Origin of the sequence: Mucilaginibacter sp. CSA2-8R (genome assembly GCF_038806765.1) — a bacterium.
In the GTDB taxonomy this organism is placed as follows: Bacteria; Bacteroidota; Bacteroidia; order Sphingobacteriales; family Sphingobacteriaceae; genus Mucilaginibacter.
Map to the genome: position 1 here is coordinate 3572134 of NZ_CP152389.1, position 26181 is coordinate 3598314.

Annotated in this window: 26 protein-coding genes; 13 read left to right on the forward strand and 13 right to left on the reverse strand. The window is 44.0% G+C overall.

What is annotated here, in order from left to right:
- The first annotated feature begins 23 nt into the window (after positions 1 to 23).
- Entirely contained in the window at positions 24 to 884 is an 861-nt protein-coding gene (locus tag AAGR14_RS15430; protein WP_342645131.1) for an aldo/keto reductase, read from the forward strand.
- 182 nt (positions 885 to 1066) lie between these two features.
- The gene (locus AAGR14_RS15435; protein ID WP_342645132.1) at positions 1067 to 1804 is read left to right on the forward strand and encodes an SDR family NAD(P)-dependent oxidoreductase; all 738 of its coding nucleotides are present in this window, start codon (positions 1067 to 1069) and stop codon (positions 1802 to 1804) included.
- A gap of 66 nt (positions 1805 to 1870) precedes the next feature.
- Here AAGR14_RS15435 and AAGR14_RS15440 read toward each other — a convergent pair whose 3' ends face one another.
- The gene (locus tag AAGR14_RS15440; RefSeq protein WP_342645133.1) at positions 1871 to 2161 is read right to left on the reverse strand and encodes a YciI family protein; all 291 of its coding nucleotides are present in this window, start codon (positions 2159 to 2161) and stop codon (positions 1871 to 1873) included.
- A gap of 201 nt (positions 2162 to 2362) precedes the next feature.
- On the opposite strand from AAGR14_RS15440, the gene AAGR14_RS15445 reads away from it, so the two are divergent.
- The 4 genes from AAGR14_RS15445 to AAGR14_RS15460 all read left to right on the forward strand — a co-directional run bounded on the left by AAGR14_RS15445 (position 2363) and on the right by AAGR14_RS15460 (position 5074).
- The gene (locus AAGR14_RS15445; RefSeq protein WP_342645134.1) at positions 2363 to 3523 is read left to right on the forward strand and encodes a galactokinase; all 1161 of its coding nucleotides are present in this window, start codon (positions 2363 to 2365) and stop codon (positions 3521 to 3523) included.
- A 98-nt stretch (positions 3524 to 3621) separates the two neighbouring features.
- A complete protein-coding gene (locus AAGR14_RS15450) occupies positions 3622 to 4158 on the forward strand; it encodes an RNA methyltransferase (RefSeq protein WP_342645135.1) in 537 nt (178 codons plus the stop codon).
- A gap of 1 nt (position 4159) precedes the next feature.
- Positions 4160 to 4819: a YdeI/OmpD-associated family protein gene (locus AAGR14_RS15455; protein ID WP_342645136.1), complete on the forward strand. Its 660-nt coding sequence runs from the start codon at positions 4160 to 4162 to the stop codon at positions 4817 to 4819.
- A 57-nt stretch (positions 4820 to 4876) separates the two neighbouring features.
- Entirely contained in the window at positions 4877 to 5074 is a 198-nt protein-coding gene (locus AAGR14_RS15460) for a hypothetical protein (protein ID WP_342645137.1), read from the forward strand.
- Between the two features lie 299 nt (positions 5075 to 5373).
- On the opposite strand, the gene queG is transcribed toward AAGR14_RS15460, so the two are convergent.
- Positions 5374 to 6306: a tRNA epoxyqueuosine(34) reductase QueG gene (queG, locus tag AAGR14_RS15465; RefSeq protein ID WP_342645138.1), complete on the reverse strand. Its 933-nt coding sequence runs from the start codon at positions 6304 to 6306 to the stop codon at positions 5374 to 5376.
- Between the two features lie 248 nt (positions 6307 to 6554).
- Here queG and AAGR14_RS15470 point away from each other — a divergent pair, with 248 nt between their 5' ends.
- Together AAGR14_RS15470 and AAGR14_RS15475 are read left to right on the forward strand one after the other, a co-directional pair.
- Positions 6555 to 6920 (forward strand): STAS/SEC14 domain-containing protein, encoded by a 366-nt coding sequence (locus AAGR14_RS15470; protein ID WP_342645139.1) that lies wholly within the window; start codon positions 6555 to 6557, stop codon positions 6918 to 6920.
- A 31-nt stretch (positions 6921 to 6951) separates the two neighbouring features.
- Entirely contained in the window at positions 6952 to 7185 is a 234-nt protein-coding gene (locus AAGR14_RS15475) for a hypothetical protein (protein ID WP_342645140.1), read from the forward strand.
- Between the two features lie 56 nt (positions 7186 to 7241).
- On the opposite strand, the gene AAGR14_RS15480 is transcribed toward AAGR14_RS15475, so the two are convergent.
- From AAGR14_RS15480 to AAGR14_RS15490, 3 genes are all read right to left on the reverse strand, one after another.
- Positions 7242 to 8108: a polysaccharide deacetylase family protein gene (locus AAGR14_RS15480; protein WP_342645141.1), complete on the reverse strand. Its 867-nt coding sequence runs from the start codon at positions 8106 to 8108 to the stop codon at positions 7242 to 7244.
- A 76-nt stretch (positions 8109 to 8184) separates the two neighbouring features.
- Positions 8185 to 8670: a nicotinamide-nucleotide amidohydrolase family protein gene (locus tag AAGR14_RS15485; protein WP_342645142.1), complete on the reverse strand. Its 486-nt coding sequence runs from the start codon at positions 8668 to 8670 to the stop codon at positions 8185 to 8187.
- Between the two features lie 14 nt (positions 8671 to 8684).
- Positions 8685 to 10973, reverse strand: coding sequence for a GH92 family glycosyl hydrolase (locus AAGR14_RS15490; RefSeq protein WP_342645143.1), 2289 nt, complete (start codon positions 10971 to 10973; stop codon positions 8685 to 8687).
- A gap of 359 nt (positions 10974 to 11332) precedes the next feature.
- Here AAGR14_RS15490 and AAGR14_RS15495 point away from each other — a divergent pair, with 359 nt between their 5' ends.
- Together AAGR14_RS15495 and AAGR14_RS15500 are read left to right on the forward strand one after the other, a co-directional pair.
- Complete coding sequence (locus AAGR14_RS15495; protein WP_342645144.1) at positions 11333 to 12019, forward strand: hypothetical protein; 687 nt, start codon at positions 11333 to 11335, stop codon at positions 12017 to 12019.
- Positions 12020 to 12043: 24 nt separating this feature from the next.
- Positions 12044 to 13705 carry a hypothetical protein gene (locus AAGR14_RS15500; RefSeq protein WP_342645145.1) on the forward strand — a complete coding sequence of 554 codons (1662 nt, stop codon included), beginning with the start codon at positions 12044 to 12046 and terminating at the stop codon, positions 13703 to 13705.
- A gap of 82 nt (positions 13706 to 13787) precedes the next feature.
- On the opposite strand, the gene AAGR14_RS15505 is transcribed toward AAGR14_RS15500, so the two are convergent.
- The 6 genes from AAGR14_RS15505 to AAGR14_RS15530 all read right to left on the reverse strand — a co-directional run bounded on the left by AAGR14_RS15505 (position 13788) and on the right by AAGR14_RS15530 (position 21035).
- Positions 13788 to 14909, reverse strand: coding sequence for a hypothetical protein (locus AAGR14_RS15505; RefSeq protein WP_342645146.1), 1122 nt, complete (start codon positions 14907 to 14909; stop codon positions 13788 to 13790).
- Positions 14910 to 14992: 83 nt separating this feature from the next.
- Positions 14993 to 15583 (reverse strand): phosphatase PAP2 family protein, encoded by a 591-nt coding sequence (locus AAGR14_RS15510; RefSeq protein WP_342645147.1) that lies wholly within the window; start codon positions 15581 to 15583, stop codon positions 14993 to 14995.
- A gap of 242 nt (positions 15584 to 15825) precedes the next feature.
- Positions 15826 to 16848: a Holliday junction branch migration DNA helicase RuvB gene (gene ruvB / locus AAGR14_RS15515; RefSeq protein WP_342645148.1), complete on the reverse strand. Its 1023-nt coding sequence runs from the start codon at positions 16846 to 16848 to the stop codon at positions 15826 to 15828.
- Positions 16849 to 16997: 149 nt separating this feature from the next.
- Entirely contained in the window at positions 16998 to 18020 is a 1023-nt protein-coding gene (locus AAGR14_RS15520; RefSeq protein WP_342645149.1) for a cytochrome d ubiquinol oxidase subunit II, read from the reverse strand.
- 3 nt (positions 18021 to 18023) lie between these two features.
- Positions 18024 to 19361, reverse strand: coding sequence for a cytochrome ubiquinol oxidase subunit I (locus AAGR14_RS15525; RefSeq protein WP_342645150.1), 1338 nt, complete (start codon positions 19359 to 19361; stop codon positions 18024 to 18026).
- 183 nt (positions 19362 to 19544) lie between these two features.
- The gene (locus AAGR14_RS15530) at positions 19545 to 21035 is read right to left on the reverse strand and encodes a M28 family peptidase (protein ID WP_342645151.1); all 1491 of its coding nucleotides are present in this window, start codon (positions 21033 to 21035) and stop codon (positions 19545 to 19547) included.
- A 162-nt stretch (positions 21036 to 21197) separates the two neighbouring features.
- On the opposite strand from AAGR14_RS15530, the gene AAGR14_RS15535 reads away from it, so the two are divergent.
- From AAGR14_RS15535 to AAGR14_RS15545, 3 genes are all read left to right on the forward strand, one after another.
- Positions 21198 to 22250: an NAD-dependent epimerase gene (locus AAGR14_RS15535; protein ID WP_342645152.1), complete on the forward strand. Its 1053-nt coding sequence runs from the start codon at positions 21198 to 21200 to the stop codon at positions 22248 to 22250.
- Positions 22251 to 22383: 133 nt separating this feature from the next.
- The gene (locus AAGR14_RS15540; RefSeq protein ID WP_342645153.1) at positions 22384 to 23190 is read left to right on the forward strand and encodes an alpha/beta hydrolase; all 807 of its coding nucleotides are present in this window, start codon (positions 22384 to 22386) and stop codon (positions 23188 to 23190) included.
- A 170-nt stretch (positions 23191 to 23360) separates the two neighbouring features.
- Positions 23361 to 24359, forward strand: a complete 999-nt coding sequence (locus tag AAGR14_RS15545) for a fatty acid desaturase (protein ID WP_342645154.1) — start codon at positions 23361 to 23363, stop codon at positions 24357 to 24359.
- Between the two features lie 73 nt (positions 24360 to 24432).
- Here the strand turns inward: AAGR14_RS15545 and AAGR14_RS15550 are convergent, their stop codons facing one another.
- Both AAGR14_RS15550 and AAGR14_RS15555 read right to left on the reverse strand, forming a co-directional pair.
- Positions 24433 to 25131, reverse strand: coding sequence for a DsbA family oxidoreductase (locus tag AAGR14_RS15550; RefSeq protein WP_342645155.1), 699 nt, complete (start codon positions 25129 to 25131; stop codon positions 24433 to 24435).
- A gap of 95 nt (positions 25132 to 25226) precedes the next feature.
- Positions 25227 to 26141: a hypothetical protein gene (locus AAGR14_RS15555; RefSeq protein ID WP_342645156.1), complete on the reverse strand. Its 915-nt coding sequence runs from the start codon at positions 26139 to 26141 to the stop codon at positions 25227 to 25229.
- Between the last annotated feature and the right edge of the window lie 40 nt (positions 26142 to 26181).

A 26181-nucleotide genomic window follows, 5' to 3' on the forward strand; every position in this document is an offset into this window, starting at 1 on the left:
TACATCTGTTAATTAAACAAACCATGGCAAATAATATTCAATTTAAAAAAACATTCGAATTAGGCGGCGACCTGAGCATTAACCGTTTGGGTTACGGCGCCATGCGTATTACCGGCGAAGGCATCTGGGGGCCGCCTAAAGATCATGATGAATCTGTCCGCGTTTTAAAACGTGCTGTTGAATTAGGTGTAAACTTTATTGATACCGCCGACAGCTACGGCCCTAACGTTTCGGAAGAACTGATTGCAGAGGCGCTTTACCCATACGGTAATGGTTTGGTAATTGGTACCAAAGGTGGCTTGCTGCGCACCGGCCCTAACCAATGGCCTGTTGATGCCAGCCCTAAACATTTGCAGGAAGCATTGGAAGGCAGTTTAAAACGCCTGAAACTGGAGCGTATTGACTTGTACCAGTTACACCGCATAGACCCCAATGTACCGGCCGAAGACACTTTTGCCTTTTTGCAAAAAGCACAGCACGAGGGTAAGGTAAAACACATTGGCTTATCAGAGGTGAGTGTAGATGATATTAAAAAAGCCCAGGAGTTTTTTGAAGTGGTATCGGTACAAAACATGTATAGCGTAGATAACCGTAAATGGGAAGAGGTACTGCAGTATACCAAACAGCACAACATTGCCTTCATCCCGTGGTATCCGCTAAGTGCCGGCAATGTTAAAAGCGAAACCGCCTTGCAGCGTGTGGCCGAAAAACACCAGGCAACGGCTCATCAGGTTGCTTTAAGCTGGCTGTTACATCACGCCGATAATATTCTGTTGATTCCGGGAACTTCTAAAGTATCGCACCTGGAAGACAACATGAAGGCTTTGGAAGTAAACCTAACCGAAGCCGATATGCAGGAACTGGAAAGTATAACACAGGCATAATCACAAAACTAAGGTCTAACTTAACAAAGGCAACTGCTGATGAATGCGGTTGCCTTTGTCATTATAGCTGGCTCTGTCGACCTTAAGCAGTAAGCGTTCGCGACTTCTTGCCGCAACAATAGCAACTAATGTTGCCGAAGCTAAAACAAGCCTGCCTATAAAACCTTATTCTAAAAACGTTTATGCAACTTTCACATAATACTATACTAATCACCGGTGGCACCTCGGGCATTGGCTTGGCTTTCGCACAGGAGTTTAAACAGCGCGATAATACCGTTATTATTTGCGGCCGGCGCGAAGACCGCTTGAACGAAATCACCGTTCAGCATCCAGGCATTATTACCCGCGTATGCGATGTGGCTGACGAGCAGCAACGCCGTGAACTGGTAGAATGGCTGGTAACCAACTACCCTGATGTTAATATTTTAATTAACAATGCAGGCGTCCAGCTATTAACTGACCTTACCCAGCCGACCGATTTAAGCCGGGTTCGCTCAGAAATTGAAACTAATCTGATTGCGCCCATTCACCTGTCATCGCTGCTGGCGCCTCACCTGCGCGATAAAAACGGAGCGGCTATTATTAATATTTCGTCGGGTCTGGCCTTTGCACCTTTAGCATTTATGCCGGTGTATTGTGCTACTAAAGCCGCCGTTCATTCCATAACGCTGTCGCTAAGGCATCAGCTAAAGGATACGCACGTTAAAGTTTTTGAAATTGCTCCGCCAGCAGTGGATACCGAACTGGGGCACGACCGCCGCGAAGATAAAAGCCAGTCGCATGGTGGCATGCCTGTAGCGGATTTTATTGCCGGCGCTATTGATGCCCTGCAAAACGACACCTACGAAGCCGCTATCGGCCAGGCCGAACACCTCCGCACCAAACGCGAAGAACTGTTTGATGCAATGAATAATCAATAGAAAGTCAGCCCCACCTAAGTCCTCCCCTGAAGGGGAGGACTTTTTGATTGCATACCTGACAAATATTTAGACGGTAGCTTGTCTAAACGGTTTTACATCAATAGTTTCCCATACGCGTTCGGTTACGTAGGGGTCGCTGTTTTTCCAAGCTTCCATTTGCTCATCGCTCTCAAACTGTACAATCATCACCGAACCTATCATTTTATCTTCGGCGTTTAAAATCGCACCTCCTGCTATATAATTGTTGTTTTCTTTCAACTCTTTAACTTTATCTAAGTGGTGAGGACGTACATTCATGCGGCGTTGCAGGGCATCAGCATCGGTAAAATCGTAAGCGGTAATTACGTATTGTTTCATAATCTTAAGTATATACCAAGTTCAACAAGCTACCAGTGCTGCCTGTTTTGTTAGTTTTAAAGTTTAGCAAATACTGTTTAAACCGATTGCATACAGCCAAATTAAGCGTTTCTGTTTTCTCCTTACCAAACTTAGTAAGTGTAAAAATTACAACTAAATAAATCGCCCAAAATTTGAGTAGCTTTTATACTTTTGCTTACCATGAATTTAGAACAACTTAAACAGCAATTTGAAACGGTTTTTGACCAACAGGCACTTGGAAGCTACTTTTGCCCTGGCCGCGTTAATTTGATAGGCGAGCATATTGATTATAACGGCGGTTTAGTAATGCCTTGCGCCATTAACTTTGGCACCTGGATGCTTATTGCACCTAACCAGGATAATGTTTTCCGTTTCAGAAGCATCAATTTTGAGGAGTTTTATGAAATTGGTGTACAAACATCTTATACCAAAACCGGCCGCGAATGGTACAACTATCCTTTGGGTGTTTTACACCACTTTGTAGCCGATGGTAAAAAGGTAGAAGGCCTTGACGTGTTGTACTACGGCAACGTACCTATCGGTTCGGGCTTATCATCATCCGCCTCTATTGAAATTGCTACGGCGTTTGCATTTAATCAGTTTTTTAAAAGTGATTATAGCAAGCTTGAGCTGGTTAAAATGGCTAAATCTGTTGAAAATAATTTTATCGGCTTAAGCAGTGGTATCATGGACCAGTTTGCCGTAGCCTTTGGCGAAGCCAATAAGGCCCTGATGCTGAATTGCGACACGCTGGATTACCAGGCTGTTGATGCCTATTTAGGCGATAACATTTTAGCAGTAATTAACACCAACAAACCCCGCAAACTGGCCGAGTCTAAATACAACGAGCGTGTACAGGAATGCAAGCAGGCTTTGGCAAATTTGCAAGAGAAATTGAAAATTAATCACCTTTGCGATATAGACGGCGCCACTTTTGAACAGTATCGTTACCTGATTAATAACGATGTTATATTAAGACGTGCCCGCCACGTGATTGAAGAAAACGACCGTGTTAAATTAGCTGCCGAAGCTTTGGCTCAGCATAATTTAGCTGAGTTTGGCCGTTTGATGTATGCCTCGCACGAGTCATTACAAAATGATTACGAAGTAAGCGGTGTAGAACTGGATACCATTGTTGAATATAGCAAAACTGACGAAAATGTAGTGGGTGCTCGTATGACGGGAGCTGGTTTTGGCGGGTGTGCCATTGCCATTGTTAAAGCCGATGCGTTCGATAGCTTCCGCCACAACCTGGTTGCTTACTATACCGACAAAGTTGGTTATGCTCCTTCAGTGTATGCGACCAGCATTTGTGATGGTGTGCACGAACTGAGCAACTAACAAGAAAAAGACATAACTTAATGGTTTACTGCTGATGTAACAGGCCTAAATTAGCCCTATCGCGTCAGCAGTGAACCATTAATGTTTTATAAGTATTTATGCGAAAATTAAAGTTAGACGAGCTTAACCGGGTTTCGGTTGATGAGTTTAAAGAGCAGGAAAAACTGCCCATAGCTATAGTGCTGGACAATGTGCGGAGTATGCATAATGTAGGCTCTATATTTCGTACCGGTGATGGCTTTGCCGTTGAGCAAATTTGCTTATGCGGCATTACCGGGCAGCCGCCCCACCGCGAAATTGAAAAAACCGCATTGGGTGCTACTCAATCGGTTAACTGGACCCACCACGCAGATACCGCAAGCGCGGTAGACCAGCTTCGCGAAGATGGTTATATTATTATAGCTGTAGAGCAGGCCGAAAACAGCACCATGCTGCACGAGTACCAACCCTTGCCCCAGCAAAAATTTGCACTTATTTTTGGCAACGAGGTAAACGGCGTGGCCGACGATGTAATGGCCAAAATAGACACCTGTTTAGAGATCCCCCAGTTTGGCACCAAGCATTCATTTAATATTGTAGTATCTGCAGGTATCGTATTATGGGACTTCTTTGCCAAACTGAAGCTTACCCGTTAGAATGAATGCTGTTGCCAAAAAATTATTGATGAAACCGGGGCAAAGCTGGTTGTTATACAACGCACCCGAAAATTATCTGAACACGCTCGCCCCGCTGCCTGACAATTTGCAGATCAGTTATGCACCGAAGGGCCAGTTTGACGGCATTCAGCTATTTACGTTAAACCGAGCCGAATTAGTAGCAAACCTAAAGCAGATACAGCCGGTATTACAACCCAACACCGTCTTGTGGATTGTTTATCCTAAAAAAAGTTCGGGCATAGCATCTGACCTGGCCATGATGAGCAGTTGGGACGAAGTAACGCCTTACGGCTTAACAGGCGTGGCTGCCGCAGCTATAGATGCCACCTGGACGGCCTTACGTTTTCGCCCGATTGAGCATTCAAATATATCGGCCACCCGCAATAGCGAGATTGAGAAAAACAATTATGCAGCTTACGTTGATATAATTAATAAAAAGGTAACCTTACCTACCCAAATGGCTGTTGAGCTGGCAAAAACACCATTGGCTTTAACTAACTTCGAGAAGCTCTCGTACAGTAATCAAAAAGAATATGTTTTGTGGGTATTAACCGCCAAGCAGGATAAAACCCGGATAGACCGGATAACAAAAACCATCGAAAAATTGCTGGACGGTAAAAAGAATCCGTCTGATAAATAATCGGCTTTTTTCATATCCTACGCGTCAACCATATGCGGTTTGCGCTGTTGTAGCAGCATGACAGCAAAATTTATTGAACTTACAGATAAAAATGACCGCCCGGTCCTTATTAACGTTAATCATGTTACTTCAATCGTAGTATACACCGAACCCGAAGAACGTGTGCATGTATATGTTACAGGCGACAATCAATCCTTCGTTACCGTAAAAGAAAGTTACGACCAGGTAAAGCAAATGGTAATGGCAGCTGAGTAAGTGATTTATCGATTTCATTGATTTGAGGAAGATTTCACTGATTTTTTTGATTTCGCAGATAAAGGATTGATTTGATTGATAATGGTTGTTATGCAGAATAGCAGACGAATATCTGTCTATCTTTCTAACTATTACAGAGCAAAGTTGCTTCGCATAATTCATCCAACCGCTAATAAATAAAACAGTATCAATAAAATCATTAATTGTAATTGATGCAATCAATCAAAAATCAGTGAAATCACACACTTACTAATCAGTGAAATCAATCCCCAATCAGCGAAATCACAAAACCCAAAAAATCAATCAATAAGAAACTCAATATTCCGTTTCAAACCGGTGAACTTGGTGCGTTTAACGGCTGATTTTTTAAAGACTTGCTGGAAGGTTTCTTGTGTAATTTCCTGCCAGTCGCGTTGGGTCATGCCTAACAAATCCGGGTGCGGGTTAAAGGCCGGTTCATGGTGAGGGGTAGAAAACCGGTTCCAGGGGCAAACGTTTTGGCACACATCGCAGCCAAACATCCAGTTGTCGGTTTGGCCTTTAAATTCTGTTGGGATGTTGTTTTTGAGTTCTATAGTTAAATACGATATGCAGCGGCTACCATCAACCACGTAAGGGGCAACAATGGCATCAGTGGGACAGGCATCAATACACCGGGTACAGGTTCCGCAATGATCGGTGGTGGGCGCTACATCGTACCCTAATTCGGCGTCTACAATCAATTCGGCCAAAAAAAAGAAGGAGCCGTTTTTTTTATTGATGAGGTTGGAATTTTTACCCACCCAACCCAATCCCGCCCTTTTGGCCCAGGCCTTATCCAATACCGGGGCCGAATCTACAAAAGCCCGGCCGCCTACATCGCCAATCTGTTCCTGGATAAAATACAGCAGTTCACGCAGCTTTTCTTTAATCACCTCGTGGTAATCCAGTCCGTAAGCATACTTGGATATTTTGGGAGCCAGAGGATCGGTTTGCTGCTGGTCGTTATAATAATTTAACGCCAGTGATATAACCGACTTGGCACCATCCACCAGTAAACGCGGGTCGAGGCGTTTATCGAAATGGTTCTCCATATACTGCATTTCGCCGTGCCGGCCCTGTTGCAGCCAATTTTCCAAGCGCGGTGCCTCCTCTTTCAGAAAATCTGCTTTGGCAATACCGCAAAACATAAAGCCCAGGCGTTGCGCTTCGGCTTTAATTAATTGGCTGTATTTGTACAGATTTTGGTTCACGATACAAAGTTACGCATTTGAATATCAGCTAATAGTTTGTTTTTGCTTTGTTGATATGACCTAATATTAAACTACGAAGGAGTTTTAGGCTAACAACTTAAGTTTGATAGAGTATCATAAACATCACGCTTGTAGAGTTATGAGTAGCTGCGTACAGTTCGTGACGCTATAAATCGACTTATTAAGTCGCACAAGCAGGCAAACACAATACCCCTACCCGCGTTGTATAAGCAAATAGTAAAAGTTTAATGCTGCAATTTATAAACGATTTACCCGAAAACATTATAGGCATACATGCCGTGGGCGAAGTAACTAAAGAAGATGTAGACACGGTGCTTATTCCCCGTTTAGACGATCTGGTAAAACGCCAGGGCGAAATAAATTACCTGTTGGTATTAGAAACTGACGCCCAGAATTTCACAGCCGGCGCCTGGCTGGACGACATCAAAATAGGTCTAAAGCATTTTACTAAATGGAAAAGGGTAGCTGTTGTTACCGATCAAAAAAGTGTAGAATGGTTTACCAGCCATATCTTCCGCTTTTTAATACCAGGTACGGCACAGGGTTTCCCGCTGGACGATTTGAAAAGCGCAGTACAATGGATAGCAGAATAATAGTTAATCATTAATTACATATACATAACCTATGGCAACTGAAAACACCCCGAATGGTAACGAAGATACCAGCCCAAACAACGACCAACTTGGCGAAAACGCTGGCGACAGCGAATTGAGCAAAGGTAATACCCCTACCGAGCATAATAAAGATGATGCTGAACTGGTAGACACGGTAGTGCCCGATAACGACAATGGGACACCCGGCCCACCGAGCGATGAGAGCTCAAATAAAGGCCAAGGCCCTTCAAACGAAAACTTATAAAAATAACAAAGCCCCTGCTCATCGTTAGCAGGGGCTTTGTTATAAAATGGATATAATTAAAAGCTGTTTCGGATACTGTTGCTCAGCGTTTTGGCGCTCCAGTAACCACTGTCTAAAATACGGCGAACGGTCATCAGCGGATCATTAGGATCGCGTTTTTCGGCCAGTTGGAATGCCATTTTGAACCCGCGTTTATGCAATTCGGGTAAGCCCTGCGCATTCCACAACCCAAACGGGTAAGCAAAATAATCAATCTTTTTACCGGTAATTTCTTCCAGCTTTTTGGTAGGCTTGTCAATTTGTGTTTCCCAGTCTTTACCGGCAAACTTTTTAAAGTTATGATGGTCCCAGGTGTGGCTGGCAACAATATTACCTTCGTCAGACAACTGTTTGATCTGCTCCTTGTTCATGTAATGCGGTCGGCTTATAGATACCGTCATGATGAAATAAACTCCCTTAAAACCATATTTCTTCAATTCCGGATTAGCTATGGTAAACTGGTCAAGATCGGTATCGTCAAAAGTAAGCATAATGGGTTTGCTCGGTAAAGCCGCTCCCGTAGTAAGATACTTGTACAACTGATCGGGCAGAATGGTATGGAAACCGCTGTCAGCCAGCATTTTTATTTTCTCTTTAAACGCAGCTATGGGTACAATATAGTCCTTAGCGCTTTTAGAGTCGCTGCCGCGCCAGTCTCGTATTTGGTGATAACACAAAACAGGCACCTGTTTACGGGCTATAATTTCGGCATTGCTTGCCATTTTACCGGGCTTGGTTTCAGTATCCTTGGCTCCGGCGGCTGTAGTTGTTGCACTGGTAGTAGTAACCGTGCTATCAGTAGTAGTATTGGCGCCTTTGCCCTGCTGGCAGGCGGCTAAGCTGAGTGTGCAGGCGGCTGCAACGGCTGTAAATAATCTAAACATTTGGCTTTAACAGAAATAAGTAGCTGCCGCAAATTAAAGAAAACCATTTTAAAAAAGAGAGCCTGATAAAATTTTATCAGGCTCCTGCAGCTAATTGCTTCAGCAAATAGCTTGCAATTGCATCAATTGTTTTTAAAATAACCTGCTCCGGCTCATCGTCAACAAACAGGCGAAAGTGCCAAGGCTTGTCTTTAAAAAAGCCATGGATGAACATAGTGCCTACGGGCTTTTCGTCTGTTTCGCTGCCGCCCGGTGCCGCCAGCCCCGTAACTGCAACAATAACATCCGCCGATATCAGTTTGCGCAAACTAACGGCCAATTGCTCAGTTACCTCAGCCGATTCGGGCGTATATTGCTCAATCATTTCTGGAGAAACACCCAGCAAATTTTGTTTCACACTCACATCGTAGCATACAATGCTTCCCTTTAGCACGCAACCGCAGTTGGGTATTAAAGCAAATTCCGAAATTACTTTGCCGGCAGTAACGCTTTCTGCAAAGGCAATGGTTAAGTTATGATCTTTTAAAGCATGACTACAGCTAATTACAATATCTGATGGCATAACAATAAATGTGTTTATTGTTGGGTAGACATCGAAAAAGGGTAATCTGTTTGCTTGGTTCCTCTTATTTTATTAGGTGAATTTTGTAATTTAAAATTAATTACGCCTCCCTTTTGCAATTGTTCGTGGCTTAACCAGTTGGCATTGTAGAGCTTATCGTTGTAATCTAAGCTGTTTACATATTTATTTTCGGCGCTGTTTGCCGGAGAGTTAATCACCACTTTTTTTCCGTTCTCTAAATTCAAAGTCATCTTTTTAAACAGTGGAGCACCTAGCACGTACTGGTCTGACGCCGGACAAACCGGGTAAAAGCCCATGGCCGAAAACAAGTACCAGGCTGATGTTTGCCCGTTATCTTCATCGCCGCAATAACCATCCGGAGTTGCTTTATATAAACGGTTCATGGCCTCGCGTACCCAATATTGAGTTTTCCAGGGCTGACCGGCGTAGTTGTATAGGTATATCATATGTTGTATGGGCTGGTTACCATGCGCATACTGCCCCATATTCATAATCTGCATTTCGCGTATTTCGTGAATTACACCGCCATAGTAGCTATCATCAAAAACAGGCGGCAGGCTAAATACTGAGTCGAGCTTGTTGGTAAACTTATTTTGCCCCCCCATCAGGTTAATGAGGCCTTGCACATCATGAAAAACAGACCACGAGTAATGCCAGCTGTTGCCCTCGGTAAATGCATCGCCCCATTTAAACGGATTAAAGGGTTTCTGAAAATTACCATCCTTATTTTTTCCGCGCATCAGTCCGGTTTGCGGGTCAAACAGGTTGCGGTAGTTTTGCGAACGTTTCTTGTATAAATCAATTTCTGCCTGGGGGCGTTTCAGGGCTTTAGCCAGTTGGTAAATGGCAAAATCGTCGTACGCATATTCTAAAGTACGCGCTGCATTTTCGCTTATTTTTACGTCATAAGGTACGTAACCCAGGTCATTATAATATTTTACCCCGTAACGGCCGGTGGCACTAATTGGGCCTTCATTGTTGGCACCGTGTACTAAGGCCTCATAGAGTTTATTAATATCATACCCTCTTAAGCCTTTTACATAAGCCTCAGCTACAACCGAAGCCGAATTGTTGCCCACCATAATATCGGCGTAGCCCGGGCTGCTCCATTCGGGCAGCCAACCACCTTCCTGGTAATCGCTGATAAGGCCTTGCTGCATTTCTTTATTGATGGAAGGGTACATCAGGTTAAGGAATGGATATAAGGCGCGGAAGGTATCCCAGAAACCGGTACCAGCAAACATATAGCCCGGCATGGTTTTACCGGTGTAGGGGCTGTAATGCACTACCTTGTTTTGAGCATCCACCTCATACAACTTGTTCGGGAACATTACAGCCCGGTACAGGCATGAGTAGAAAGTACGGGTTTGGTCAACGCTGCCACCTTCCACCTGCAAACGGCCTAATACTTTATTCCAGGCTTGGTGCGCTTTTTCTTTTGTAGCTTCAAAATTGTCGGTGTCAATCTCACGTTTTAAGTTAAGTTCGGCCTGGTCAAAGCTGATGAATGATGACGCCACACGCAGGTGAACTTTTTCGCCTTTAGTAGTTTTAAAACCGATGATGGCACCGGTATGATTAGCACTGATCTCTAACGAATCGTGTGCCAGGGTTTTGCCATGCCATGCTTTGGCAACGGTAAATGGCTTGTCGGTATAAATTACAAAGTAGTTCTTAAAGTTAACCGGCTTGCTGCGGGCATTTTTGGTGCTATAGCCGATAATCTTATTTTCTTTTGGGAAAATTTTAATATACGAGCCTTTATCGAGCGCATCAATCACAACGAAAGAACTGTCGCTCTTGGGATAGGTAAACTGAAAGTGAGCCGCACGTTCGGTGGTCGTCATTTCGGCAGTAGTGTTGGCATCGGCTAAAAAGACACTATAATAATAGGGTTTTGAAATTTCTGATTTATGGCTAAACCAACTGGCCCGGCTATCCTGGTCAAACTTCATTTTTCCGGTAACCGGCATTATAGCAAACTGGCCGTAATCATTCATCCAGGGCGATGGCTGATGCGTTTGTTTGAAGCCGCGAATTTTATCTGCTGCATACTGATACATCCAGCCATTGCCCATAGTACCGGTTTGAGCTGACCAGTAATTCATGCCCCAAGGCAGGCCGACGGCAGGATAAGTATTGCCGTTAGAAAGGTCGGGTTTAGAATCGGTACCCATTAATGGGTTTACCCAGTTAGCCGGATCGCTTACGCGATTTACCTGTTGAGCAAATACTGCTGCAGGTGCCAATAGTGCAAATAGGAAAAGGCGGAGTGTTTTCATCAAAAAATGAGTTGTAGTTTTCAAATATATAAGCTTTGCCCGAATTACCTACGCTGGCAGCAAACCGATAAGCTAAAACGTTTAATTTATTGCAGAAGCTTATACAACTTGCCTGCTTATTCAAGGCCGCTAACTCAATGTTTAGTCTGCTGACAATAGTTTACTGAAGGGCCGTTTTCGGTTTCGTTATACTCAATATTTTCTCTAAAAAACAATTTTATTTTTCTCGTAACTATTGATTCACCGATTCAGTATAAGTGCTTAATTATAAAAATAATATGCGCTGCAATGCTCAAAAACAAGATTTAAAATATTGCAGCTTATCAAATAATTGAATTAATAATATAAAATAGCTATCCATGTCTAAACTAATACTCTTTTTGTTTACCCTGTTATTATTTGTGTGCACAGGGCTATCTGATTCACACGCACAAATCATGAATGAGCGTTACAACAAACTGGCCTTTCAGCTTTCAGCTGGTACGCAAGGTGTAGGCGGCGATTTTCATTTTGGTGTAGCCAGGCAACTTTCGCTGCGTGCAGGTGCTGCTTTTATACCGGTAAAAGCTAACAATGTGTTTACCATCTCAGGGTTTCAGAGTACCAATAACGTATCGGTCAAATTCAGCAACATTCACCTCATGGCCGACTTTGCACCGTTTGTAAAAGCTCAGGGGTTTAGGTTAGTTGCCGGTGCCGGTTACTTGTACAAAGCTACAGGCGGTTTAGAAGTAATTCCAACCGGAACCTATAATGTAGGTAACTACAACTTAACCCCGGCCGATTTAGGTAAACTGAACATTGATGTAAGCTGGAAGGGTGTAGCTCCATATTTAGGCATAGGCTTGTTTAAAGGCATACCTAAACGCCGGTTCAATGTAAACTTCGATTTTGGAACCTATTACATGTCTCAGCCACGCACCCGTGTAGTGGGTACCGAAATGCTGGCCGACAACTACAAGCTGGAACCGCAGTTTAATTCAAACCTCAAAAATTACCGCTGGATGCCGGTAATGCAAATGAACTTCAATTTTAGAATCCGTTAATCAAACTTGTTTAAATAGATACTCATGAAATTATTTACTCCACGCCCTGTAATTGCAGGCTTAGTAAGCGCTTTGATGATTGTGGGCATCCATGCCTGTAAAAAGCCGACTGAAGATATTAACTTAATGGTAAATACCAGCACACTGTCTAAAGCGCCTACGCTGGTACAGTTTGTGAATGCCAACGCATCTACCGGTACTACCCTTCCAACAAGTTTTACTGTTAAAATTACCGGCACTGATGCTAAATTGGTACAGGTAGATGGTGGCGGCACCAACTTTACTGCTACTAATGGCGTGTTGCCTTTAAGCCTTACTAAACAGGCTAACCCAAGTGTAACTAACCCTGTAACCTATACTATATATGCAGAAGTACCGGGCTTTTTACCGGTAACCAAAACAATTACCGTAACCGGTAACACGGCATCAATGCCGGTTATACCTTTGGTTGAGTACGCTAAGCCGGCGCAAGGCACGGCTGCGGTAACTAAACAAACAGAATTAAATAACGGTGTTACCACTACCACCATGGTTGCCACCACCACTACAAATGCAACCACTACTGAAAACAGCGCAATCAGCATACCTGCTGGTACACAAATGCTTGACGCGAGCGGTGCTGCTATCAGCAGTTCACAGTTGAATGTTAATGCCGTATATTTTGGTACCGGTAATAAGGAGTCTTTAACTGCTTTCCCTGGTGGTTTTAAGGTTACTAACGCTATTGGCCCTAACGGTCAGACTATCTCAACCGGAACTACTTTTGTAACTGCGGGTATGTTATCTATTAACTTAAATGCTGGATCAACCGCAGTAAAAGCATTTTCTAAACCGGTAACCCTTACCTTAGAGATCAACGACAAACTGGTAAACCCGCAAACCCACCAGGTTGTTAAGGCTGGCGATGTGATACCAATATGGAGCTTAAATGAGCAAACCGGCCAATGGAAATACGAAAGCACAGCTGCTATTGCTCGTAACAATGATGGCAAACTGTCGGTATCGTTCCCAATCACCCACTTATCGGGTTGGAGCGCTAACTGGTATGGTTCAACTTGTCCGTCACCTTTAACGGTTAAAGTACATACTGCACAAGAATTAAACGGCGATTTTGTATTGAGCCTAACTACTGCTAATGAGCAGCAAGTTAGCTCAAGCGAGGTTACCCAACTAAAAGAAGGCTTCTCGACTGTGTTGAATGATTGCCCGGCAGATGCAGGTGATGTAAAAATTGTAGTGTACTCACGCAATGGCAGCACTTTAACCAAGCTTGGAGAAACAGCTACGTTTAGCCCTTGCGGACAAGGATCGATAGATGTAAACTTAAACACACAACCTACGGTTGATTACATCAAAACCACCATCCACATGACAGCTAAATGTTCTACACAGCAGGTAGTGGCTTATCCATCTACCTGGTTAACTCTGAAAGATGCCACCACCGGCGAAAACACAAACGTTTACATGTCTGATGGTGTAGCTACGGCTAACTTGGTTAACGGTCATAGCTATGGTATAACTACAAATTACTCTAACAGGCTTTACAATTCGGCTTCGTTCAAGTTAGACAAAGCTTCAGGTGTAGCGGTACCGGCAGTAAATGGTTTAAGCGGAACTGCTAATTACGACGCCGCATCTAATACCATCATCGTTGATGCTACTTTTGTAATGAGCAACTGTAACTAAATCACCCAGTTCTTAAAAAAAGAGCGGAACCTATAGCAACGGGTTCCGCTCTTTTTTATTTAGTGTCAACGCAATACACAACTTACATAGCGGCCGTGCTTGATGCTTTTGTCAGTAATTGCTTATCAATCTTTTCGTTCCACTCTTGCTGCAACTGCTGGCGGGTGCCGTTACCGGTTTCTTTATCATACGCTTTTTGCATCTCGTATAAGTCTCGGTACGAATCGAGGTACTGCATATTGATAATCGCTTCATAATTATCCGGCGTAAGCTGCTGAGCCAGTATTTTTTGTTTAAACTGACCGGCAATAATTTGAGCAATATCAAAATGGCGTTGCTCATGGTTTAAGTTATAATCGTCTTTGGCAAAAGGCTTGGCCCAGCAAGTACTTTTGGGCAACGATGTTTTCATGTCAACGTAAACTATTATAGTACCATTAACTACTTTGGCATGCTGGTTATAACCAATGCTTGGCATCACCCCTGCAGCGTAAGGCGTGTTATTAGGTGCTTTACCCTGAAAGTCTTTCCAGCTTAAAGGGCGATTAGCGGTATAATAGATGGTATCGCCTTCTGCATTTTCAGTATAATCGTTAAAAATGATTTTGACGTTTTGAGCAAGTTTGGCGTTTTCGGTTTGGTTGGTTTGCATCCAGTTATTAAAAAACTGCAGGCTGCTTTTTAAACTACTGCGCAGATAGGGCTCAATGGCAACCACGCTGTTTATAGATCGTACATAGTGTAAGCCACCTTTATATTCAACCAAAAGCTGGGTGCCATAGTCTTTCTCCAATCCAAAAGCTAACCGCAATTTAAGCTGCCCATCTATACGCGACGCCCCCATTGGTGTTTCGGTTAGTTTAAACTCCTTGATAATGATATTGACCGCTTTGAGCGACTTGTTTTGTGGCAGATTATGATTAATAAATTTACCAACAGCAGTTGCGGCACCTCCTTGTAAATCGAGTTGTTGCGTACCAGTGTATAGCTTGTTGCCAGGCAATAGGTTTATTAATTGGGCAATATTGCTTTTGTTGCTTCTTTCATCAATTACATTGGCTATATAATAATCTGCAGGCTTAAAGCCCATCGGTTCATCTTGCAAAATAATACCGCCAATTCCGGTAAAAGCACATAAAACGAAGAGCGTAGCCGTTATAATAAGCCAGTAGCCTTTAAAATAGTTCCGTAAAGTTTTTTGCATTGTTTAGTACCTGATAAACGCAGGTAACTAAACGGTAGTATATAAATATAAAAGGCAAGTCAGCAATGACTTAAGATTTACAATCAGGGCTTTTTCAAAAAATCTAAGGCCAAAGGAGTGGCAACGCCGATACCGATACCAGCTAATACATCGGTGGGGTGATGCACACCTAAATACATTCGGGAATAACTGGTTGCACCGGCCCATGCAAAGGCCGGGACAATGACATACCATTTAGGGTACGCCATGGATAACGCGGTAGCTGTAGCTACGCTTGATGAGGTGTGCCCCGACGGGAACGAATACCGCGTAGGTTCATAAATAGGAATAACTTTTACGTTTCGGATAAAAGGGCGACGACGTTTAAAAATCAGTTTGAGCAGCGTAGTAGTTCCCATAGAAATGGCCGTGCTGCTGGCCACAAATAAAGCATTCTGACGTAACTCTTTATTGTTTGCTGCTATGCCTCCGGCCAGCATGCCAACCGGGATGCCAAGTTCGATGACCTGATAATTTCTCGACAAAAACATCAGGGCCTTGGTTTGTGTAGGTGTACGTGTTTTGGCCAGATCAATCAGTATGCGATCGTCCAGATCAACTATTCGGTTTTGAGCTTTTACGCCAGAGTAGCTTAAAAATATAAGGGTATAAAGCAGTGCAAACTTAATTTTCATTATAGATAAATCGTCGTAGGTGTTTTGCCAGAGTAACTAACCATTTATGTGGTAATTTACTGGTGAAAAGTGTTACAGGCAAAATCATATTTACACGGCGAACAAACTTTACATTAAAATGTGTTTGCTTTCCATTAAATATTACTGGCCCTTGAAATGATGTAGTAATCATCTCAATATTTAAAAGACATCGATTTTAACACACATAAACAAAACAAGCGGCCTTACAGCCGCTTGCATGTTTAAAATAACCTTGGCGCCTGTCCCGCCCGCATAATGCCTAAATGCCGATAGGCATGATCGGTAGCTTCGCGGCCGCGTGAGGTACGCATTAAAAAGCCCTCCTGTATCAAAAAAGGCTCGTAAACCTCTTCAATCGTACCTTCATCTTCGCCTACGGCAGTGGCAATGGTTTTTACGCCTACCGGGCCGCCTTTAAATTTCTCAATGATGGTGGTTAAAATCTTGTTATCCATTTCGTCCAACCCATGCTCGTCTACGTTCAACGCGTTCAGCGCGTACTTGGCAATTTCGGTATCAATGCTGCCGTTGCCTTTAATTTGAGCAAAATCGCGCGTACGGCGTAACAGTGCATTGGCTATACGTGGGGTACCCCGGCTGCGGCGGGCAATTTCATAAGCGCCTTCGTCGGAAATAGGTGTATTTAAAATAGATGCAGAGCGCAGTATAATCGTCGTCAGCAATTTGGCATCATAATACTCCAAACGCGAGTTGATGCCAAAACGGGCCCGTAATGGAGCGGTTAATAAGCCCGAACGTGTAGTAGCACCAACTAAAGTAAATGGGTTAAGTGATAATTGCACCGAGCGGGCATTAGGGCCGCTCTCGAGCATAATATCAATCTTAAAATCTTCCATGGCCGAGTACAGGTACTCTTCTACCAAAGGGCTCAACCGGTGAATCTCATCAATAAACAAGATATCGCCGGGTTCCAGGTTGGTTAGCAAGCCAGCCAGATCGCCGGGCTTATCCAGCACAGGGCCTGAGGTAATTTTGATGCCCACCCCCATCTCGTTAGCAATGATATGCGACAGCGTAGTTTTCCCCAATCCCGGCGGACCATGCAACAACACATGATCGAGCGACTCGCCGCGCTGGCGTGCTGCCTGTACAAACACTTTTAAGTTGGCTAATATTTTATGCTGACCGGTAAAATCTTCAAAAGCCTGCGGCCGCAACACCTTCTCGATGTCGCGTTCGGTAGTGCTTAAACGCTCCCGGTTAGGATCTAAATTCTCGTTCATTTACCAACAAATTTAGCATTTTTTGAGCGGATTTGCAATCTTGGTTGATTGGTTGATTGGTTGATTGGTTGATTGGTTGATTGGTTGATTGGTTATTTTAAACTTGTTTACCGGTGAACTAATGAACAATGAAACCAATCAACTAAACATCAATGCTCCGCATCCTCTACAAAGCCATCTTTCTGGAAACTGTAATAGAGGTAATATAACGAAGGCAGGATGAATATACTACCAATGATGAGGGCCCAGCCTAAGGCAGTCATGGTGGCGTGCTGAGCCTGGTGTTTAAACAACGACAAGTGCTGCCCATTCTTCATAATTAACAGATTTGGAAAATGCACGTAACTCACCGCCAGTAAAATCATACTGGCCTGAAAACCGGCTAAAACCCGAGGCAACATGCTGTGCCCATTACGTACCAAAATCCATAATATCACCAGTGAAACTGATGCAGCTAATACGGCGGTTAAACCCACCGAATTACCTAAAACCCATTTGATAAGCGGGATACCGTCTACCCAGGCCGCTGTAAACACCAGGGCGCCACAGCCCACGGCTACTACATTCCATTTTACGGCTTTGCTTATAAATATCTGTTTGTCAAAATCATCTATGGCTTCGCCTATTAAATAGATAGATGCTAAAAAGCCACATAAGGCCACCGTAAATAAACCAATGGCAACACCAAACCAATTTAACCAAACCCAAACGTAAGCCTCTAAAAAACTATTAGCATCCGGGTTGATGCGACCGGATATAGCCGTACCTGCAATAATGCCCAAAAAAAGCGGCGTAATGAAACTGGAATATAGGTATATACGGTTATACACCTGCTGCATTTCGTCAACCACGGCATCATAATTACGAAACACGAATGCTGTACCGCGGGCCGTAATGCCTAACAGCATCACTACCAAGGGGATATGCAGATAAATTGACATAGTGCTATAGATAAGCGGAAAGCCCACAAATAAAATTACAACTGCGATTATGAGCCACATGTGGTTAGCCTCCCAAATGGGGCCAATGGCTTTATAAGCTGTTTTGCGGGTGCGATGCCGGTTGTCTCCCCTGCTGAACAGCTCAATAATACCTGCGCCAAAATCGGCACCACCTAAAACCAGGTAAAGTAAAATAGACAGCCACAAAAACCCGATGATTAAATATTCCATAGCTTAAGAGTGGCTTAGTTGTAAACTATTAGGTTGTTTGTCATACAATTGCGGCACCATCCTGATTTGCCTGTACAGCAGAAACACTACCACAATACTTAGCGAAAAGTAAATGGCTGTAAACAGGTAAAACGAGTAAGCAATGCCGGGCATAGGCGTAACGGCATCGGCCGTACGCATAATGCCGTTGATAATCCAGGGCTGCCGGCCAATTTCGGTAACCATCCACCCGGCCTCAACAGCAATAAAACCCGTAGGTATGGCAATTATGAATAACTTAAGCAGCCAATCACGCTCCAGCCAGTGCTTTTTAAACCACACGGCTATGAGGTACAATACGCCCACCAGCATCATAAACATACCGAAACCCACCATCACCTGAAAGGAGTAGTGCGTAATCGCGACTGGCGGCTGATCTTTTTCTGGTATCTGGTCCAAACCCTTTACCGGCTCGTGAAAGTTATCGTATACCAAAAAGCTCAGCAAACCCGGAATTTCCAGGCCGTAGTTCACTTTCTTTTGTTTTTCGTCGGGTATACCGCCAATGACCAGTGGCGAGGCAGGCTGAGTTTTAAAATAAGCTTCCATAGCGGCCAGTTTGGCGGGCTGCCGCTTGGCCACGCTTTTGGCGGCAATGTCGCCGGCCAAAGGTTGTAAAATGGCTGCCACGGCAGCAAAACCAGCTGCTATCTTGAAGGCCTCCCGATGAAAATTCACATTGCGTTTCCTCACAATCATCAGCGCGTGTACCCCGGCAACTGCAAAACCGGTTGAGGCGAAGGCCGCCAAAGTCATGTGCAGTGCCTCCGAAAACCAGGCCTGGTTAAACATGGCTTTCATCGGGTCGATGTTAATGTATTGACCATTCACATAATCAAATCCGGCGGGGCTATTCATCCATGAATTGGCCGCCACTACCAGGATACCCGACGCCAACCCGCTTATGCCCACAACCACACCTGTAAACCAATGAAAAACCGGGTTAAGCCGGTCCCATCCGTACAGAAAAAATCCTAAAGCAATAGCTTCTATAAAAAAAGCAGTCCCCTCTAAAGAAAAGGGCATGCCAAATATAGGTCCGGCGTGTTGCATAAACTTAGGCCAAAGCAAACCCAGCTCAAACGATAATATAGTACCTGATACCGCACCCGTAGCAAAAAATATCGCTACACCTTTGCTCCAGGCCTTGGCAATGTTTTTATGATTCTCATCCCTGGTTTTTAGCCAGCGGTAATGAGCCACCGCCATAAAAAACGGCATAACCATACCTATGCAGGCGTAAACTATGTGAAACCCCAGCGAAAGGGCCATCTGTGATCGGGCAGCCAAAAAGTCGTTCATAGGCGTGTGTTGTTTAACTTATGCAGCTAAATTACTGTCAATCAATATCGGTGCTGCACTTATTTGCAAATTATATTGAATATAGATTGCAAATAAGTGCAGTTCCGGCAAATTCTGGCATTAACAAAAACGCCGGTATACTTTAAAATATACCGGCGCTGATTAATATTATTTAAAATCTAGTTAAAGCTTTACATCAAGAGCGGGCCTGGCCGGCGATTGTGATACCAGCCAGCCAGTTGCATACATCCATCGGGTCATTTTAGCCAGTTTGGGGATGCTGATATATTGCGGCTCATCTTTAGGTGTGTGATAGTCGGGATGAAGTAAACTGGTAAAAAATATCGACGGTATGCCGGCCTGAGCGTAAGGCGCATGGTCGCTTCTAAAATACCAGTTTTCGGGGTGGGTAGCCTCATCCCAGGAGTTGTCAACCTTAAACTTAGTGAGCCCCTGGTTGGCCTGCATAGCCATATTAACCAATGCCAGCGAATTGCGGTGCGGTGGTATAGCCCCTAACAAAGCCGCCGAATCAATAGCGTTGCGGCCTATCATGTCACCATTTAATACTGCCACAATGCTGGCTTTGTTTACCGTTGGATGTACCGCAAACCAGCGCGAGCCTAACAAACCACGCTCTTCGGCACCGTGCCATACAAAAAGCGCCGAGCGTTTGCCTGGTTTAACTACCCATGCACGGGCAATAGCCAGCATGCCAACGGTTACCGAAGCATTATCATCAGCACCGTTCCAGATAGAATCCTGCCCTACCGGATTGCCAATGCCGTCGTGGTCATGGTGGCCGCTAAAGAGCACAAATTCGTTACGTAATTTTGCATCACTTCCATTGGCTTTAGCCACAACGTTAACGGACGGGTACAAGTAAGTTTCCATCACTACGTCAGCTTGCAGTGGTGCAGCTTGTTTAATAGCATTTTCCAGTTCAGATCGTACCAGAATAACCGGTGTAGCTAATCGCGCTGCTCCGGTGTTTGCCCTGGCCACTGTGGCAGGTAAGCCTACATTTTGATAGGACCCATCTTCATAATTGTGCCCAATAAACGCTATACCCTTCTCTGTAATATCATTAGCAACAAATATAATAGCCGATACACCTTTGCGCCTTAAAGCCATTCCCTGCTGGCGAATGGCCGAAGCGGTATAACGGTATTCCCATAAACTCATACCGTTAGCAGGTAATGGATTGGGTGCTTCTATTTTGAGCGCTACTGTTTTACCTTGCAGATTCATGGTAGTGTCGGCCATAGAATTTAGCCAGGTAACGCTGCCATTTATGTGCGCATCAACCGGTTGTGTTACCCAAAAGTCTTTACCCAATAGCAACCGCTGGTTACCAGCCTGCAGTGTACTACGGTCGGCCGTGCGGGTACGGCGCATGTTAAAAAACTGAAAGCAAGTACCATCGTCGCCTGCCGGCTTCAGCCCGGCTTCCTGCGCTTTTTGAGCAACCCAGGCGGCGGCCCTCATCTCATCTTCGGTGCCGGCCCGCCTGCCACGAAAGGCATCACCGGCCAGTTCAAAAATATCCCGCTTTAAATCAGTTTCTTTAATGGCGCTTAAAGCCGGTGGCAAGTCAGCAGGTTTTACCTGGCTAATACCCTGCAATACCCAACCCGAAAGCAAGGCAACCATCCATATTTTTTGTAAACCCATATCAAACATTTTGTATCAGCCTAATATATGTTTTTATAGCCTGATGCGTTTATAACATCTGTATTACGTTACAGCGTTGCGCTTTAGGGGCGGAGCTGTTATTTGACTAAATTTAATTTACCTTTGCGGCCTTGCAGCCGTTAAGGTTGTTTACATTTTTGTATGAAGATTTTGGTTACCGGCACAGCTGGCTTTATTGGTTTTTACGTAGCGCAAAGGCTGGCCAGTTTGGGTTACGACATTGTGGGTGTTGATAACATTAATACCTATTATGATACCAGCCTGAAGTATGGTCGTTTAGAAGCCTCTGGCATTGACACGACTACCTTGAAAGATAACCAGCCGGTATACAGCAAAATTTACCCGAATTACTGTTTCATTAAGCTTGATATATCCGACCGGGCTTTGATGGAATATATCTTTAACACTTACCAGTTTGATGTAGTTTGCCACCTGGCTGCACAGGCAGGTGTTAGGTACTCTATTACTAACCCGTATGATTATGCCTTGAGTAATTTGTCGGGCTTTTTAAATATACTGGAAGGCTGCCGTAATATACAGGTTAAGCACTTGGTTTATGCCAGCAGTTCGAGCGTTTACGGTTTAAACAGCAACACGCCATTTTCGGTGCACGATGGTGCGGCCCACCCGGTGAGCCTGTATGCGGCCAGCAAAAAAAGTAACGAAATGATGGCACACAGCTATAGCCACCTTTACCAGATACCCACTACAGGCCTACGATTTTTTACGGTGTATGGCCCCTGGGGCCGCCCGGATATGGCCTATTTTAAGTTTGCTGATGCCATCATCAAAGAAAAACCCATTGACGTTTACAACAATGGCGATATGCAACGCGACTTTACTTACGTTGATGATATTGTAGAAGGCATTGTGAGGGTATTGGATAAACCAGCCCAGGCCGATCCTGAATGGGATAGTAAAAATCCCGACCCCGCTACCTCAAGTGCACCTTATCGTTTGTACAACATCGGCAATTCAACGCCGGTTAAACTGATGCATTTTATCGGCGCGTTAGAAAACGCCATAGGTAAAAAGGCCATTATTAATATGCTGCCGATGCAAGCCGGTGATGTGCTGCTTACTGATGCCGACATGAGCGATCTGGAGGAACAATTTCAATATCATCCGCAAACAGACATTCAAAACGGCATCAACCGCTTTGTAGACTGGTTTAAAGACTTTTATCATGTTTAGGCTTTAGAGTAAGTGCCTATCTTATCTGTTAATTTATTTTACGATAGGTTACAACCTGCGCGTTTAAAGATCTGACGAACAATAACCATAACGGGTTGTAGTATTTATACATTTAGATACTAAAACACCACTTATGAAAAGCACCATCATTTTCATTCACGGTATGTTTCAGAATGCCAAAAGCTGGGACGCGTGGGTAAATTTTTTTACTGATAAAGGTTACAATTGCATAGCTGAATCATGGCCTTTGCACGAAGGTGAACCATCTCAACTACGCACTAATCCTCCGGCAGGCTTAGGCGAATTAAAGCTGGCTACCGTGATTGATAAATTCAGAAATCTGGCGGCCAGCCAGAGCGAAAAGCCAATTCTTATCGGCCACTCGGTAGGTGGCTTAATTACACAGATACTGGTAAACGAAGGTTTAGCAAAACTGGGTGTCCCTATCAGTTCGGTAGCGCCAAACGGGATGATATCGCTGGATTTAGACTTTGCCAAAAACAGCGCACTGATTATGAATCCATTAAAAGGCGATGATATTTTTGACATGGATTTGGAAAGTTTTCAGGGTGCTTTTGCCAACACGCTGAGTATGGATGCCGTAAAGGAGCCATATGAAAGAACTGCCACACATGATAGCCGTAATGTATTGCGCAATTGTTTGGGCGACGACGGCAAGGTTGACCTTGATTTACCACACGTACCTTTGCTGTTTGTAACTGGCGAAGAAGATAAGATCATCCCTTATGAGCTTTGCGAGAAAAATGCAAAAGCTTATACTGACCAGATTAGCTACGTAGATTACCGTAAATTTAGCGGAAAAAGCCATTTTATATGCTGCGAACCAGGCTATGACCAGGTAATTGCTGCCGTATACGACTGGATACAGCAAAAAGAAAACGTACCCGCTTACAATACAGCAACAGTGGTGAACGACTAAATCGTATTTATTTACTGCTGTTAGCAATGAAGCCCCGTGGATGCCGTTATAGGTAATCACGGGGCTTCGTTGCTTTATAATTACCTTTACAAATTTATTTGAATTAATATCAACGAAAGTTTTTACCTTTAGTTTACTAAAACATACTAACAAAACTTATTATTCCACGCATGAAGAAAAAGAGTTTCAGATGGTCGGATGAAGCGGAACCACATAAGCAACGCACAAAAACAATTATTAAAGAGCACCCCGAACTGCGCCAGCTTATAGGCCGTAATCCTTACACTTTTTTGGTTATTTCCTTATGTGTAGGAATACAATTAGCCACTGCCTACTTGCTGCGTGATGCTGCGTGGTACTGGATTGCATTAGCAGCCTATGGCGTTGGTGCTTTTGCCTGCCATACCCTTTTTGTTTGTATACACGAGTGTGCCCATAACCTGATTTTTAAAAACAAAACTGCAAACACCTGGGCCGGTATATTTGCCAACCTGCCAACCTTATTACCAAGTGCAGTTTCGTTCCAAAAATATCATTTAAAGCACCACTCGTACCAGGGTGTTGAGGCTTTAGATGCCGATATGCCTTTTAGATGGGAAGCCCGTTTAATTAACAACTACACCTTTGGTAAAGCAATATGGTTGTTATTTTACCCGATATTTCAGGCTTTACGCCCTTTCCGTTTAAAAGAGATTAATTTATTAGACGGTTGGACAGCAGTAAACTGGATTGTACAACTTGCATTTACTGCGGCGGTATGGTTTTTCCTGGGTCCTAAGGCTGTTATTTATTTGGCGGTAAGTTTCTTCTTTTCGGTAGGCTTACACCCGCTGGGTGCACGTTGGGTACAAGAGCATTTCTTAACACACGGCGAGCAGGAAACCAAAAGCTATTATGGCCGTTTAAATTTCCCTAACCTCAATGTAGGTTATCACAATGAACACCATGATTTCCCTTCTATCCCCTGGAATAACCTGCCAAAAGTGAAAGCTATTGCAGGCACACATTATGATAGCCTGGGTTACCATACCTCATACACCCGCTTATTATTCGAATTTTTGTTTAACCGCGAGTTGTCTGTATTTTCGCGTACGGCGCGCTCTAACAGGGGTGGTAAAATAACTGCTCCCAAATCAAAAGATATACAGGAAGCTACTGCTGCTGTTTAATCGTAACATTACTTATAAAGCAAAGGCCCGTACAATAAATGTACGGGCCTTTGCTTTGGTAATAACTTTAAAACTAACAGTCGCCGCCCGGCTCACAACTTGGGCCGTCGGTTACATTCAATTGGATAGACCTTTTTTTAAACCCGGTGTAAGCCGTTTGCAAAGTATTTAAAAACACCTCCGTTGGCTGCGCCCCCGATACAGCGTATTGGTTATCCACTACAAAAAACGGAACGCCCCTGATGTTTAATGTTTGTGCTTCGTAAACATCCCGGTGCACGTCGTCACTGTAGGCATTGGTGGCAAGCGTTTGCTTCACTTCGGCTTCATCCAAACCCACCGATAAGCCTATTTCAGTCAGCATCTCTGCATCATCGATATTTTTACCTTCGGTAAAGTAAGCTTTAAACAGTTGTTCTTCTAAAGCGTCGCCTTTATCATATTTTTTGGCCAGATGACTTAGCCGGTGAGCATTAAAACTATTGGCTACCACAGCACGGTCAAAATTATAAGTTAAACCAACTTGTGCAGCCATTTCGGTAACCTGATCGGTCACCTGCCTGGCATAATCCATCTGCCACCCCTTACTGTCTGATAGCGATTGGTAGACACTGATGGTCGGGTCTGTTTTAAGTGTAGGATTAAGCAAAAAGCTTTTCCATTCAATTTCAATTTCGCTGCTATGCTCAAAAGACGACAATGCCTCCTCGAACCTGCGTTTACCTATATAACAAAACGGACACTGCACGTCCGACCATATTTGTACTTTCATGATATTCAGTTTCTTGATGTACAAAGATAACAGGTAAAAGTACCGTTAGGGTAAATGCCGTACAAGGTATTACGGCTCGCTGACATAAGTTAACGTTATTGTCTGGGAACAGGGTAATGATATATTGGCTGGTTTGTACCTTCGCTAACTGTATAAAAGCTCCTGCCATTGGGGGCAAAACCAATAGCCTCGCCTAAACGTTCCTGCTCGTAAGCAGGCTGGTTAGGTTTACGTTGCAGCGTTTGCCAAATAGGCTCGTTGCCCTCGCGCTTCCAGTAATACACCCGGCTGTAGCTTTTAAGCACTACCTGGCTCCCATCTTTAGTAATATCGCCGCTTACAATCCACTTAAAAGGTTGCAACCCCCTAAAGTGCAGCATGCAGCGTTTGGTTAACATCACCGTATCATTCGCCTTAAAGTTGAGCGGAGCAGTATATACCCCCACATCTTTATGCCGTTTAGTCACAATGTAAACTAACTTTTCAATCGGGTCAATCATCAGCGTCTCGGCATCCTTGGCTCCGTCCGGGTATTTTACAAACAGGGCGTCGCTTTGCACGTTAGTGTTGGCATCGGCCTTAGCGGGTAAACCGGGCTCGGGCACACGATAGATGGTTACAAACTTATTGAGCTCAGCATTATCACCAATGTCGGCCACATAAACATAGCTTTGCTTATCAACCGGACCAGGCCCAACCGCAATATCCTCACAATCTTTAGCTCCCAGATACTTTTTGTCTGCCGGTGGATAATAATATATGCCTTTTAAAGCGCCTTCGGAGTTTATGGCAAAGAAACGACTGGTATCACCACTGTCGTTATGAATGTAGAATATATCGGGATGAATAGAAGAAGCTGCAATGCCTGATGTTTCGTTATTAAGGCTACTTTGTAAATGCCCGGCAACATATCTGCGGTCGTCCCTTTTGTTTTGGGCATAAGCGGCAATTTCCAGCACCAAAATAAGTACTGCCCACAAGAAGCTTCGTTTCCACGTAAATTTTAACATCCGGTCTATAACGACAAAAATGCGCATTTTGATATAAAAC

Coding starts and splice junctions, on each gene's coding strand:
- AAGR14_RS15550 (WP_342645155.1), bottom strand. CDS start 25,131: ATGAAAGTACAAATATGGTCGGACGTGCAGTGTCCGTTTTGTTATATA.
- AAGR14_RS15470 (WP_342645139.1), top strand. CDS start 6,555: ATGCTGCAATTTATAAACGATTTACCCGAAAACATTATAGGCATACAT.
- AAGR14_RS15455 (WP_342645136.1), top strand. CDS start 4,160: ATGAATGCTGTTGCCAAAAAATTATTGATGAAACCGGGGCAAAGCTGG.
- AAGR14_RS15480 (WP_342645141.1), bottom strand. CDS start 8,108: ATGTTTAGATTATTTACAGCCGTTGCAGCCGCCTGCACACTCAGCTTA.
- AAGR14_RS15475 (WP_342645140.1), top strand. CDS start 6,952: ATGGCAACTGAAAACACCCCGAATGGTAACGAAGATACCAGCCCAAAC.
- AAGR14_RS15525 (WP_342645150.1), bottom strand. CDS start 19,361: ATGAACGACTTTTTGGCTGCCCGATCACAGATGGCCCTTTCGCTGGGG.
- AAGR14_RS15520 (WP_342645149.1), bottom strand. CDS start 18,020: ATGGAATATTTAATCATCGGGTTTTTGTGGCTGTCTATTTTACTTTAC.
- AAGR14_RS15485 (WP_342645142.1), bottom strand. CDS start 8,670: ATGCCATCAGATATTGTAATTAGCTGTAGTCATGCTTTAAAAGATCAT.
- AAGR14_RS15430 (WP_342645131.1), top strand. CDS start 24: ATGGCAAATAATATTCAATTTAAAAAAACATTCGAATTAGGCGGCGAC.
- AAGR14_RS15540 (WP_342645153.1), top strand. CDS start 22,384: ATGAAAAGCACCATCATTTTCATTCACGGTATGTTTCAGAATGCCAAA.
- AAGR14_RS15440 (WP_342645133.1), bottom strand. CDS start 2,161: ATGAAACAATACGTAATTACCGCTTACGATTTTACCGATGCTGATGCC.
- AAGR14_RS15490 (WP_342645143.1), bottom strand. CDS start 10,973: ATGAAAACACTCCGCCTTTTCCTATTTGCACTATTGGCACCTGCAGCA.
- ruvB (WP_342645148.1), bottom strand. CDS start 16,848: ATGAACGAGAATTTAGATCCTAACCGGGAGCGTTTAAGCACTACCGAA.
- AAGR14_RS15495 (WP_342645144.1), top strand. CDS start 11,333: ATGTCTAAACTAATACTCTTTTTGTTTACCCTGTTATTATTTGTGTGC.
- AAGR14_RS15545 (WP_342645154.1), top strand. CDS start 23,361: ATGAAGAAAAAGAGTTTCAGATGGTCGGATGAAGCGGAACCACATAAG.
- AAGR14_RS15505 (WP_342645146.1), bottom strand. CDS start 14,909: ATGCAAAAAACTTTACGGAACTATTTTAAAGGCTACTGGCTTATTATA.
- AAGR14_RS15535 (WP_342645152.1), top strand. CDS start 21,198: ATGAAGATTTTGGTTACCGGCACAGCTGGCTTTATTGGTTTTTACGTA.
- AAGR14_RS15555 (WP_342645156.1), bottom strand. CDS start 26,141: ATGTTAAAATTTACGTGGAAACGAAGCTTCTTGTGGGCAGTACTTATT.
- AAGR14_RS15435 (WP_342645132.1), top strand. CDS start 1,067: ATGCAACTTTCACATAATACTATACTAATCACCGGTGGCACCTCGGGC.
- AAGR14_RS15445 (WP_342645134.1), top strand. CDS start 2,363: ATGAATTTAGAACAACTTAAACAGCAATTTGAAACGGTTTTTGACCAA.
- AAGR14_RS15460 (WP_342645137.1), top strand. CDS start 4,877: ATGACAGCAAAATTTATTGAACTTACAGATAAAAATGACCGCCCGGTC.
- AAGR14_RS15510 (WP_342645147.1), bottom strand. CDS start 15,583: ATGAAAATTAAGTTTGCACTGCTTTATACCCTTATATTTTTAAGCTAC.
- AAGR14_RS15500 (WP_342645145.1), top strand. CDS start 12,044: ATGAAATTATTTACTCCACGCCCTGTAATTGCAGGCTTAGTAAGCGCT.
- AAGR14_RS15530 (WP_342645151.1), bottom strand. CDS start 21,035: ATGGGTTTACAAAAAATATGGATGGTTGCCTTGCTTTCGGGTTGGGTA.
- AAGR14_RS15450 (WP_342645135.1), top strand. CDS start 3,622: ATGCGAAAATTAAAGTTAGACGAGCTTAACCGGGTTTCGGTTGATGAG.